At 71.6% G+C, this 11,984-nt stretch carries 11 protein-coding genes; 7 read left to right on the top strand and 4 right to left on the bottom strand.

What is annotated here, in order from left to right:
• Positions 1 to 39 precede the first annotated feature (39 nt).
• Positions 40 to 1,215, top strand: a complete 1,176-nt coding sequence (gene hutI, locus ACZ63F_RS06835; RefSeq protein ID WP_390640053.1) for an imidazolonepropionase — start codon at positions 40 to 42, stop codon at positions 1,213 to 1,215.
• Positions 1,216 to 1,344: 129 nt separating this feature from the next.
• On the opposite strand, the gene ACZ63F_RS06830 is transcribed toward hutI, so the two are convergent.
• The 3 genes from ACZ63F_RS06830 to ACZ63F_RS06820 all read right to left on the bottom strand — a co-directional run bounded on the left by ACZ63F_RS06830 (position 1,345) and on the right by ACZ63F_RS06820 (position 4,239).
• Positions 1,345 to 1,473: a hypothetical protein gene (locus ACZ63F_RS06830; RefSeq protein WP_469709427.1), complete on the bottom strand. Its 129-nt coding sequence runs from the start codon at positions 1,471 to 1,473 to the stop codon at positions 1,345 to 1,347.
• Positions 1,474 to 1,521: 48 nt separating this feature from the next.
• Positions 1,522 to 3,054 carry an RICIN domain-containing protein gene (locus ACZ63F_RS06825; protein WP_469709425.1) on the bottom strand — a complete coding sequence of 511 codons (1,533 nt, stop codon included), beginning with the start codon at positions 3,052 to 3,054 and terminating at the stop codon, positions 1,522 to 1,524.
• A gap of 291 nt (positions 3,055 to 3,345) precedes the next feature.
• Positions 3,346 to 4,239, bottom strand: coding sequence for an RNA polymerase sigma factor SigF (locus tag ACZ63F_RS06820; protein WP_457695420.1), 894 nt, complete (start codon positions 4,237 to 4,239; stop codon positions 3,346 to 3,348).
• A 305-nt stretch (positions 4,240 to 4,544) separates the two neighbouring features.
• Here ACZ63F_RS06820 and ACZ63F_RS06815 point away from each other — a divergent pair, with 305 nt between their 5' ends.
• From ACZ63F_RS06815 to ACZ63F_RS06790, 6 genes are all read left to right on the top strand, one after another.
• Complete coding sequence (locus ACZ63F_RS06815) at positions 4,545 to 4,967, top strand: STAS domain-containing protein (protein WP_352365364.1); 423 nt, start codon at positions 4,545 to 4,547, stop codon at positions 4,965 to 4,967.
• Positions 4,968 to 5,143: 176 nt separating this feature from the next.
• On the top strand, positions 5,144 to 5,662 hold the full coding sequence (locus ACZ63F_RS06810) for an ATP-binding protein (RefSeq protein ID WP_351961794.1): 519 nt from the start codon (positions 5,144 to 5,146) through the stop codon (positions 5,660 to 5,662).
• A 283-nt stretch (positions 5,663 to 5,945) separates the two neighbouring features.
• Complete coding sequence (locus ACZ63F_RS06805) at positions 5,946 to 6,626, top strand: LPXTG cell wall anchor domain-containing protein (protein WP_469709422.1); 681 nt, start codon at positions 5,946 to 5,948, stop codon at positions 6,624 to 6,626.
• A gap of 28 nt (positions 6,627 to 6,654) precedes the next feature.
• Positions 6,655 to 7,515 (top strand): hypothetical protein, encoded by an 861-nt coding sequence (locus ACZ63F_RS06800; protein WP_469709421.1) that lies wholly within the window; start codon positions 6,655 to 6,657, stop codon positions 7,513 to 7,515.
• Positions 7,516 to 7,598: 83 nt separating this feature from the next.
• Positions 7,599 to 8,612 (top strand): hypothetical protein, encoded by a 1,014-nt coding sequence (locus tag ACZ63F_RS06795; RefSeq protein WP_469709943.1) that lies wholly within the window; start codon positions 7,599 to 7,601, stop codon positions 8,610 to 8,612.
• A 2-nt stretch (positions 8,613 to 8,614) separates the two neighbouring features.
• Complete coding sequence (locus ACZ63F_RS06790; protein ID WP_469709419.1) at positions 8,615 to 9,928, top strand: hypothetical protein; 1,314 nt, start codon at positions 8,615 to 8,617, stop codon at positions 9,926 to 9,928.
• Between the two features lie 136 nt (positions 9,929 to 10,064).
• Here ACZ63F_RS06790 and ACZ63F_RS06785 read toward each other — a convergent pair whose 3' ends face one another.
• Positions 10,065 to 11,561: an oligopeptide:H+ symporter gene (locus ACZ63F_RS06785; protein ID WP_469709418.1), complete on the bottom strand. Its 1,497-nt coding sequence runs from the start codon at positions 11,559 to 11,561 to the stop codon at positions 10,065 to 10,067.
• Between the last annotated feature and the right edge of the window lie 423 nt (positions 11,562 to 11,984).

Raw genomic sequence — 11,984 nt, 5'->3', positions numbered from 1 at the left:
AGCCCCCACAAGGAATCCCAGGACTCCGACGAGGACACCATGAGCAGCAGCACCGCCATCACCAACATCGCCACGCTGGTCACCAACGACCCCTCCCTCGGTGACAACTCCCCTCTCGGCCTGATCCAGGACGCGGCCGTCGTCATCGAGGACGACCGTGTCGTGTGGACCGGTGAATCCAGCAAAGCACCCGCCACTGACAATCGGGTCGACGCGGGCGGCCGGGCGGTGCTGCCGGGCTTCGTGGACTCCCACTCCCACCTGGTCTTCGCGGGCGACCGCACCCAGGAGTTCAACGCCCGGATGTCCGGCCGCTCCTACACGGCGGGCGGCATCCGGACGACCGTCGCGGCCACCCGCGCCGCCACGGACGAGGAACTGGAGCGGAACCTCACGCACTACCTCGCCGAGGCCCTCCGGCAGGGCACGACCACCTTCGAGACGAAGTCCGGCTACGGCCTGACGGTCGCCGACGAGGCGCGGGCCCTGCGCATCGCGGCCCGGCACACCGACGAGGTGACGTACCTCGGCGCCCACATCGTGTCGCCCGACCACGCCGACGACCCGGCCGCCTACGTCGAGCTCGTCACCGGCGAGATGCTCGACGCCTGCGCCCCGTACGCCCGCTGGATCGACGTCTTCTGCGAGAAGGGCGCCTTCGACGGCGACCAGGCCCGGACCATCCTCACCGCGGGGAAGGCCAGGGGCCTGACGCCGCGCATCCACGCCAACCAGCTCTCCTACGGCCCCGGCGTCCAGCTCGCCGTGGAACTCGACGCGGCCAGCGCCGACCACTGCACCCACCTCACGGCGGCGGACGTGGACGCCCTCGCCAACAGCCGGACGGTCGCCACGCTCCTGCCCGGCGCCGAGTTCTCCACCCGCGCCGAATGGCCCGACGCCCGCCGCCTCCTCGACGCCGGCGCGACGGTCGCCCTCTCCACCGACTGCAACCCCGGCTCGTCCTTCACCTCCTCCGTCCCCTTCTGCATCGCCCTGGCCGTAAGGGACATGCGCATGACTCCCGACGAGGCGGTCTGGTCGGCCACGGCGGGCGGCGCGGCGGCCCTGCGCCGGACCGACATCGGCCGCCTCACCCCGGGCGCCCGCGCCGACCTGCTCCTCCTGGACGCCCCGAGCCACGTCCACCTGGCCTACCGGCCCGGGGTGCCGCTGGTCAGCGGGGTGTGGCAACGGGGCGTGCGGGTCGTGTGACTCGGCTTCCGTCCCCTGGCCGGGCTGGCGCCACCGGCACGTGCCGTGCCGCCGCTTGAGGTCACCCTGCCCGGCGGTGATCGGGTACATCTACGCGGCGATCCGGTTCGAGTCGTTCCTGCACCCCGGCTACGCGGCGGTGGAGTGCTGGGCGGCGACGTCGGGGATGAGCCGCTTGTTCGCCCGGTCGGCCAACGTCAGGAAGGCGTTCACCGACCTCACCGCCGACAGCGGCGGAGTGCGCTGCCTGTTCGACACCGGCGACGGCGCCCCCGAGCACGAACGCGCGGTCACAGCCGTCGCCATTCAGCTCGCCCCCGCCCGCCAGTGCTGGGGCGTCTCGTCGGTCACCCGGTCCAGGGAGAGGCCGTCGTCGCCGGTCGGGGTGAGGGCCGTTTCGAGGGCGATTTCCGGGCGGATCTCGCCGTCGGGGGTCACGGTGAAACGGAGGTTGTCGCCGTGGTCGCCGTCCACCGAGGCGCAGCTCCAGATGCCGACGCCCTTGTCGACCGAACCCCGGCTGTCCAGGCAGAAGTCGGGGTCCGCGGCGGACTGCAGGACGTCCCGCTCCGGGTCGACCCGCCAGCGCTGGGTGGCGGAGCCGGAGCAGGGGGCCGTGATCACGTCGGTCCCGTCGTCGAAGTCGCCGTCGCGGACGTCCAGGCAGCGGGCGGTGGCGAGGTTCACGACCTGGGCGTAGGACGTTCCCGGGGGTTTGGGGGTGGGGCTGGGGGAGGGGGTCGGGGTGGGGCGCCGGGACGGGGTCGGGGCGGTGCTATGTGACATACCACTGGCGCTCACCGTGGGGGACACCCTGGACCGCGCCGGAGAAGAGACCGTCGCCGTCGCCGTCACGGTCACCTGCGGACTCGGTGCGGGCGGGGTGGCCGCGGCCGGGTCGGGGGTGTGGGTGTCCCGGTGCGCCAGGAGGACGAGGAGCAGCGGGACGAGGGCCACGCCCAGTGCCGTGGAGGTCAGGAGCAGGCGCCGGAACGTCGGGCGGCGCTGCCGGGGTGGGGCGGGGTCAGGGGCGGCGCGCGGGACCGGCGGGGCCTCGTGGCGGGTGTACGCCGTTCCGGCCCACGGCAGCAGGCCCTCCGCCAGGGTCTCGCGCGGGGTGTCGCGGAGCGCGGTGAGGTCCTCGAACGCGGCCGTGCAGTGCGGGCAGTGGGCCATGTGCGCGTGCAGGTCGGGGCTGTGGCGGGGGTTCTCCGGGCGGACCGACTCCTCGATCAGGCGGCGGAAGTCCGCGCAGCGCGGGTCGTCCGAGGCGGCCAGCCGGGCGCGCAGGCAGGCCTGGGCCAGGGACTGGAGGGCGGGCGGGATGCCGTACCGGACGTCCTCGGGGGTGACGCCGAGGTAGGTCGCGGTGCGCTCGGCGGGTTCCCGGTCCAGCACGCCGTACCAGAGCAGGCCCTGGGTGCGGGACGGCAGGGACTGGAACGCCGGGAGCAGGGGCGGGGTCGGGCCGCCGGGGGCACCGGAGGAGTTCAGGACGAGCAGGAAGGTGGGGTCCAGGGCGGCGGAGTGTTCGCCGCCGGACCAGTCGGCCGCCAGCCGGGCGGTGAGCAGGAGCAGGTGCTGGCGCAGGGGCACGACCGGCTCGGCGCCGCGCGCGATCTCGCGGGCGGCGGTGGTGAAGGTCTGCGCGGCGAGCCGGCGGGCCGCGGCGTCGCCTGCCGTGCAGAGGCGGGCGTAGGCGAGGACCGCGGGGTGGTGGCGGGCGCGGAGTTCCTGGAGGGCCGGGTAGGCGGTGGAGGTGGGGGTGCGCAGGAGTTCGGTCAGGCGTGCGTCCGGGGGTGGGTCACCCAGTGGGTCACCCTGGATGTCCTGGACCATCGTGCACCCCTTCTCGCGGGCCGTCCTTCCTGACGTACCGGCCAGTTTGGGGTGTGACTCGCGGTAGCGGGGCAGCTTTGGCCAAAGACGCAGCGGGCCGGGGCGGGGGCCGGCGGGGGGATCCCCGTCGCCCCAGCAGCGCGGCGGTCGAGCCTGGCCCTGCTCCTACAGGACCTGCTCCTCCAGGACCTGCTCCTCCAGGACCTGCTCCTCCAGGACCTGCTCCTCCAGGGCCTGCTCCTCCAGGACCTGCTACAGGACCTGCTCCTCCAGGACCTGCTCCTACAGGGCCTACTCGTCCAGGGTCAGCGCCTTGCGCAGCTGCACGAGCGTGCGGGACAGCAGGCGGGAGACGTGCATCTGGGAGATCCCGAGTTCTTCGCCGATCTCCGACTGGGTCATGCCCGCGACGAAGCGGAGGGAGAGGATGGTGCGGTCCCTCGCCGGGAGACCGGCGATGAGGGGCTTCAGGGACTCGATGTACTCGATGCCCTCGAGGCCGTGGTCCTCGTAGCCGATGCGGTCCGCCAGGGCACCTTCGGACTCGTCCTCGTCGGGTTGCGCGTCCAGGGAGGAGGCGGTGTAGGCGTTGGACGCCGCCATGCCCTCCACGACCTCCTCGTTGGAGAGGCCGAGGCGTTCGGCGAGTTCGGCGACGGTGGGGGCGCGGTCCAGCTTCTGGGCCAGTTCGTCGCCCGCCTTGGCGAGGTCGAGGCGGAGTTCCTGGAGGCGGCGCGGGACGCGTACCGACCACGACGTGTCACGGAAGAAACGCTTGATCTCGCCGATGATGGTAGGCATCGCGAAGGTGGGGAACTCGACGCCGCGAGAGAGCTCGAAGCGGTCGATCGCCTTGATCAGGCCGATGGTGCCGACCTGGATGATGTCCTCCATCGGCTCGCTGCGGGAGCGGAAACGGGAGGCGGCGAACTTGACCAGTGCGAGGTTCAGTTCCACCAGGGTGTTGCGCACGTACGAATATTCGTGCGTGCCTTCCTCCAGCGACTCCAGCCGCTCGAAGAGGGTCTTGGACAGGGCTCGCGCGTCGACCGCGTCGACCTCGTCGTAGGGGGGGATCTCCGGGAGTCCGAGGTCGGCGAAGAATCCCTCGATGGCATCCAGTGGTTCCGGTGGGGGTGTCGACGTCGCCGTCAGGGGGTACGAGGCGTCGAGCCGGGGTGACATGGTGTCCTCCATCGTTCTCGGCAATAAGGCTGCCGGAGCCGTGCGTGCACTGCGGTGTGCGGCGCCTCCAAAGCCGGCCGTGTCGGTTACGTGTCTGTACTAGGCCTACCCGCTCCGCCGAGCCACTCGCAAGTCCGTTCTATTATGGTTTGTCCGGTTTCGAGAGGTAGTTCGGGTGTCGGGTTGCGTGCAGAAGGCGTAATGTTCGAGGGCGCCGACACGGCGTTCGGCAGACATCGGTGGGCATCGTCAGACAACGGTCAGACGGTGGCAAAAGCGGTCACGACCTCGGGAGAGAGACGGCAATGGACCACGGGACGGTCGGCAGCGCACAGTCGGGCCGACTTCTGGTGGAAGTGCGGGAAGAAGGCTCCAGCGCCGTCGTGATTCCGGCGGGTGAGCTCGATCACCACACCGCCGACCTGTTGCGCGAGCCGCTCGACGATCTCCTCGACAAGGGGTTCTCACGCCTTGTCGTCGACTGCTCACGCCTGGAGTTCTGCGACTCCACCGGGCTGAACGTGCTGCTGGGTGCCCGGCTGCGGGCCGAGGCCGCCGGGGGCGGGGTCCACCTCGCGGGGATGCTGCCCGTCGTCGCCCGGGTCTTCGAGATCACCGGCGCCGAGGCGGTCTTCACCGTGCACGACTCCGTCGAGGCGGCGCTGGCCGACGAGGACGGCAGGGGCGGCGGAACCGGCAGCGCTCGCAGTACCGGCGGCGAGGGCTGAGCCCCGGCCGGCCCGGCGTCCGGAACCGGGGGGTGTTCCCGTGGATCGCTCGGGCAGGAGAGATTCTGGATCTGTCGCCGCCCGGCCCTGTTCGAGTCGATCGCGTCGGCGGGCCCGTACGAACTGCAACGCGAAATTTTCCATGTGAACCGGTGAATCGGTGAGGTGAAGCGCTGATGAGCACCACCCGGCCTTACCCGCCGGGCGACCGCGGCCCGGAGCCCAGCGGCGCTTCGGGGATGTCCGAGGGGGCGGCGTCCGACGAGCAGCCGGCCTCGGCGGGGGGTCGTCAGGTCCGCAGGCTGCGCCTTCACGGCGAGAGCGGGGTGGTACCGCTTGCCCGCGATTTCACCCGCCAGGCGTTGCACGCGTGGGGGTGGCTGCCGGCCGCGACGGCCGACCGCAGGGCCGCCGCCGAGGACGTGCTGCTCGTCGTCTCCGAACTCGTCACCAACGCGTGCCTGCATGCGGAGGGGCCGGACGAGCTGTTCCTGGCCTGCGACCGGAAGGTGATCCGGGTGGAGGTGTCCGACCGGGGGGCCGGGCAGCCGGCGCCGCGGACGCCGCACCGGGCGGGGCGGCCGGGAGGGCACGGGATGTTCATCGTGCAACGGCTGTGTCTGGACTGGGGGGTTGTGCGCGAGGCCGGGGCGGCCGGGAAGACCGTGTGGGCGGAGCTGGGGGCACCGGCGTAAACGGGCGCCGAGTCGCGTTGCCTTTCGGCTGACGGCCGGCGGGGCTTGTCGCGCAGATCCTCTCCCAGCCTTAGGCCGGGGATACCCCCAGCAGCCTTCGGCCGGGGACACCCCCAGCGCCTCTACGGGGCGTTTCCGGGGTGCTTCGGCATCCCCACACTTCCGCCACGCCCTTTCTCTTCCCTCCTCATGGGCCCCGGCGTACCTTGACGGCCGAATCTGATACCTCGTCAGTAGCGAATGGGGTGGACCGACCGTGTCGTCGTACCCGAAACGTACCGCCGTGCTCGCGTCCGCCGCCGCCCTGGCCGGATCGGCGGTGCTGCTCGCCGCCCCCGCGGCGCACGCCACCGTCGTCAACGTCAACTACCAGTGCAAGACGCCGATCGGCGACAAGAGCGCCGTCTCCCCGATCGACATCAAGGGCGTCAAGAGCGGCAGCGGATACAAGATCACGATGTCCTGGCAGAAGGGCGTCTCCTCCAGCCCCGTCGAACTCGGCAAGGGCGCGATGAACCCGAGCGCCACCATCAAGCTCGGCGGTGCCGACAGCGGCACCCTGAACGTCACCGGCGCCGCCAACCAGGCCGCGATCCCCGCCAACACCCCCATCAAGATCAACGACTTGAGTGGCACCTACACCCCGGAGAAGTCCGGCAAGGTGACGTTCACGGCGGGCACGCTCACCATCAAGGCGCTCGGTACGACGACCACCTGCAACCCCACCAACAACCCCGGCCCGTCCCTGACGTTGGACGTGACCGCGGCGGGCGGCGGGTCGAGCGGCTCCGGCGGTTCCGGCTCGTCGTCCGGCGGCACCGGCACCGACTCCGGAGGCACCCTCCCGAAGACCGGTCCCGAGGACTCGTTCGTCGCCCTCGGCACCCTGGGCGGCACCGTGCTGCTCGCGGGCGCGGCCGGCACCCTCTGGCTGACCCGGCGGAACCAGACCGTACGCCGCTGACCTCCGGGTCCGACCGCTGGAGCCGCCCATGCCGTCCGCCCCGCCCGCCGCCCGGTCCGCCGCCCGTGTCCTCGGCCTCGCCGCGCTGACCCTGCTCGCGGCCGCCCCGCGCGCAGCGGCCGCCGAGGGCTGGTCCCTCGCGCCCGCGGGCGGCGGCCGCCCCTCCCTCTACGCCGAGGGCACCCCCGGATCGGCCCTCCAGGACACCGTGTCGGTGACCAACTCCGGCGGCCACCCCGTCACGGTACGGCTGACCGGCAGCGGCGTCCCCGTCACCTTCGCCGAGCCGACCGTCCGGGTTCCCGCTCGGACCCGCGCCGACGTCCCCTTCACCGTGACCGTCCCGGCGGGCGCGGCCCCCGGCGACCGCACGGGCACGCTCGTCGCGAAGGACGCCGACGGCCGCACCGCCACCGTCCGCGTCCGGCTGCGCGTCGGCGGCCCCGCGCTCTCCGCGCTGACCGTCGAACACGTCGCCGTGCACGGTGACCGCATCACGTACGAGCTGGTCAACCGGGGTACGACCGTGCTCGCACCGAAGCTGGCGGTGCGCGCCCACGGCCTGTTCGGCCGGGTCCTGCTCGACCGGACCGCGCGCACCCTCCCGGTCCGGCTCGCCCCCGGCACCCGCACCGCACTCAGCGAGCCCTGGCCCGGCCACCCCGCCCTGGACGCGGTCGACGTCCGGCTGACGGCGACGGCGGCGGACGGCGCGCACGACACGGCGGACACCGAGGCGCGGTTCGTGCCCTGGGGTGCGGTCGCGGGCGTCGCGGGCGCACTCACGGCGGGGACCGCCGTGACGGTCGTACGACGGCGCGGACGGCGGCCCGGCCGGGCGGCCGAACCCGAGTCCATGGACGTCGCGTTGACGGGAGCAGCGAGGTGAGGGTGCGTGCGGTCCCGAGACCGGTCCCGGTGCTGGCGGCACTGACGGCGCTGGCGGCGGTGTTCTCGCTGCTCCTCGCGCCCATGGCGGCAGCCGCCGGCGGACCGACCGTCAAGGTCGGCACGTCGCAGGCCGGCACCGGCGGTTCGGTCACCGTCAGCGGCACCGGCTGGCGGCCGCACACCCTGCTGATGATGCTGGTCTGCGGCCAGTCCAGCCCGTCCCGGGGCGTGCTCGGCGGCACCAACTCCTGTGCCAACGCCGACGGAAGGGCCGTCACCACCGACGCGAACGGCTCCTTCAGCAAGCAGCTCCCGGTCGCCGAACCGCCGGTCCCGTGCCCCTGTGTGGTGCACGTGGCCACCGTGACCGGTGCCAGTGCCGACGCGGACGCCGCCTTCCAGGTCGCCGGACACCCCGTCAAGGCGCTGCCCGCCGAGTCCACCGGCGGCCGCCTGTCGATGCTCACCGACACCCGCCTCGACGGCTCCTCGGGCCTGCTGACCTGGTTCGGCGCACCCCCCACCCGCACCCTCGTCTTCACCATCGGCAACGCGGGCACCTCCACCCTCAAGGCCCCCGTCTTCCAGGTCGGCACCGCGCACGGCGTGTTCGCCCCCCAGTGGGACGAGCAGCAGTGGCGCGGCACCCTCGCCCCAGGCAAGAAGGCGCAGGTCGAACTGCCCGTCGAACTCTCCGCCGGGGCACACGGCGACTACACCGTCTCCCTGAGGTACGACGGCAGGGTCCTCGCCGAACAGCCCTGGGGCGTCGGCCGCCCCTGGGGCGTGACCCTCTTCTGGCTCCTGCTCTGCGTGGTCGTACCGGCGGCCGTCTTCCGCATCGGCATGGCGGTGGTGGACCGGGTACGACCGCCCCGCGCCGGCGGCATCCGGCACCGGGGAGTGCCCCGTCCGGTCCTCCGCGTGCCGCGCCTGCGCACCGCGGAGTCCGCGCCCCCGGCGACCCCCACCTCTTCGACCCTGCCGTGGTTCACCCCGGACTCCGGTCCGGGCGCGACGGCCGGCCGGCTCTCCGCACCGCGCGACGACAGTTCCGCGAGTCCCACGACTCCGACGACGAAAGGACCGACGTGATCATGCGAAGGAGAGTGACACCGGCACCGGCCAGAGCGGGCGCGGCGGCGGCCGCCCTGGTCCTCGCCGGGGCGGGCGCCCTGCTCGGCACGGCCGCGGGGACCGCCCAGGCGGCCGAGGTGTCGTACGCCACCCACTGCGTACCGCCCGCCGGGGTCGCCGACCCGATCGACGGGACCACCAAGGTCGAGATCACCGCGCCCGCCACGGCGAAGGTCGGTGACACCGTGGACGTCACCTGGAAGTTCGTGCAGGCCGCGTCCAAGAACCCCGACATCATCGACCTGCCCGCGAACACGGTCCAGCCGTCCGGCACGGTCAAGGCGGCCGGCGCCCAGACCGCCGACATCGCCATGCAGGGGCCGCGCGAGAACCCGGCGATCCCCAAGGGCGGCGACATGGTGCTGTCCGACATGACGGGTTCGCTGAAACTGACGTCGCCCGGCGAGGTGACGCTCGCGCCGGACGCGTACACCGTCAACGCGTACGGGACGAACACGGTCTGCACCCCGACGGCCACGGTGGAGAAGGCGGCCACGATCGAGGTGACCGGCAGCGGTTCGAGCGACTCGGCGAGCCCGTCCGGCACCACCTCGGCCTCGACGTCCCCGTCCGGCTCGTCATCCCCTTCCGACTCGGCGTCGGCCTCCACGTCCCCCTCCCCCTCCGCCTCCGCCTCCGACGGCACGGGCAGCGGCCAGACCGACTTCACGGGCAAGGAGGTCGACATCCCCTACGCCTGCAAGACCCCCATCGGCGACAAGAGCGCGACCTCGCCGGTGCAGATCAACGCCAAGAAGGACGGCGGGAGTTTCGACCTCACCGTGCAGTTCAACGGGTCCGTGATGGACAGCCCGGCCGACATCCCGGCGGACTCCGTGAAGCCGTCGATGGAGGTGGTCCTGGGCGGCGCCGACAAGGGCACGGTCCATGTGGAGGGCCCCACCAACTCCTCCGCCATCAAGTCCGGCGACCCGATCGAGATCCCGGACCTGACGGGCACGTACAAGCCGGGGGCGAGCGGCGAGTCGACGCTCTCACCGGGCGTCCTGACGGTCGAGGCCCTGGGTACGACCACGACGTGCACGCCGACGAAGACGGAGGTCTCGCTGACGTTGGACACGACGGAACAGGCGAGCGGAGCGTCGGGCAGCACGTCGACCTCAGGCGGCTCATCGTCATCGAGCAGCGGCGGCCTGGCAGAGACCGGTGACAACAGCAATGGCGCACTGAAGGCGCTGGGTCTGGTGGCGGGAACGGCGATCCTGCTGGGCGGCGCGGTGTTCACCTTCATGCCGAAACGAAGGACGCGATGAGAAACCCAGGGGTGCGGGGCTGTATTTGATGTGCGGCTCCGCCGCGTGGGCGCGCTCAGCCCCCACGAACCGTCAGCCGACAACGTAAGAGGGCCACCGGAATCCGAAGTCCCGGTGGCCCTCCGTCAGAAGACGATCAGTGAACGTCTCCCATGAGCTCCCGAACCTTCTTCCGGTACATCCACACAGCCGCACCGGCAAGCACCGCGAGCGCCGCCTGGAGCGCCACGATCCCCGTCTTGTTGAGGTCGACACCCGCGATGGACAGCAGACCGGTCGTCGCGTCACCCGCGGTCACCGCGAGGAACCACACGCCCATCATCTGGGACGCGTACTTCGCAGGCGCCATCTTGGTCGTCACGGACAGACCCACCGGGGAGAGCATCAGCTCACCCACGGTCTGCACGAAGTAGATCCCGACCAGCCACATCGCCGCGGCCTTGTGACCACCGTCCGCGATCGACAGCGGCGCGAGGAACAGGAAGAACGAGGCACCGATCAGCACCAGACCGCCGGCGAACTTCACGGCGGTGCTCGGCTCCTTGCCGCGCCGCGCCATCGCCAGCCACGCCCAGGCGAACACCGGCGCGAACGCCATGATCATGACCGGGTTGACGGACTGGTACCAGGAGACCGGGAAGTTCCAGCCGAAGATGGTGTTCTTGGCGGACGCGTCGGCGAACAGCGAGACGGTCGAGCCGCCCTGGTCGTAGATCATCCAGAAGACGGCGGCGGCCACGAAGAACCAGATGTACGCGCTCATCTTGGACTGCTCGGCGCGGTCCAGGTCCTTGTCGCGCTTGATGCGGGCGATGACGAAGACCGGGATCAGCAGACCGGCGATCGTGATCGGGACCAGCAGCCAGTTCAGCGTGTAGACGCCGGAGACACCCACGACGACGTAGAAGACCGCGGCGACGGCGGCCCAGAAGCCGGCCTTCGTCAGCGTCGACTTCTTCTCCGCGGCGGACAGCGGCGTCGGCACGATGTCCGAGCGCGAGCTCAGGTGGCGGGTGCCGAGCAGGAACTGGGCGAGACCCAGCGCCATGCCGACCGCGGCGAGCGCGAAGCCCAGGTGCCAGTTGTAGTTCTCGCCGACCGTGCCGATGACCAGCGGCGCGGCGAACGCGCCCAGGTTGATGCCGATGTAGAAGAGCGTGAAGCCACCGTCACGCCGCGGGTCGTCCGGGCCGTCGTACAGGTGACCGACCATCGTGGAGATGTTGGCCTTCAGCAGACCGGAACCTATGGCGACCAGGCCGAGGCCCGCGAAGAAGGTGCCGGCGCTGGGCAGCGCCAGCGTCAGGTGGCCGAGCATGATGATCGTGCCCGCGACGGCGACCGTTTTGCGGGGACCGAGCACACGGTCGGCGAACCAGCCGCCCGGCAGGGCGAGCAGGTACACGAGCGACAGGTACACGGAGTAGATCGCCGTCGCCGCGGCCGCGCTCATGTGCAGGCCGCCGGGAGCGACCAGGTACAGCGGGAGCAGGGCCTTCATGCCGTAGTAGGAGAATCGCTCCCACATCTCGGTCATGAAGAGGGTGGCCAGTCCGCGGGGGTGGCCGAAGAAGGTCTTCTCGGAACCGGGGGTGCCCGGTCGGACCGAGTCCTTCGTCAGGCTGGACGCCATGGTCGTTCCTTGCTGGTCGGAGCGTGCGGTGGGGCTGTGCGCGCCCGTGGGGGGAGCGGCCGGCACCGGCGGGTCGTACCGTCCACCCCACGCCCAGGGGAGCCCGCCCCGGATCACGGGGCGGCGGACGGCGACCACCGGGATCCACGCTTCGTGACGCTGTGTCGCGTCCGGAGCCCGGCCAGAGGTCATTCCTTTCAAGGCTGGCAGGCCAGCCCGCACACAAAAGAGACCTTCAGCGTCGAGATGCCCGCCAAAGGTCCCCGGGTGTACTACAGGCGTTCACGTCACTGTACGTCAGGACACTGCCGGATATGGAAGGACTTGAGACACGGATCACAGGTGTCGGGGGAACCTCGCACCCGGTTTCGAAGGTCCCTCCTACGATCGCACCTCTCGCCCCCAGGTTCGTACCACTGTGCC

The sequence above is a fragment of the Streptomyces sp. NPDC104761 genome, from assembly GCF_055583445.1.
The sequence above is the reverse complement of the archived record's forward strand: the minus strand, read 5'-3'. Positions and strand labels throughout refer to the sequence as shown.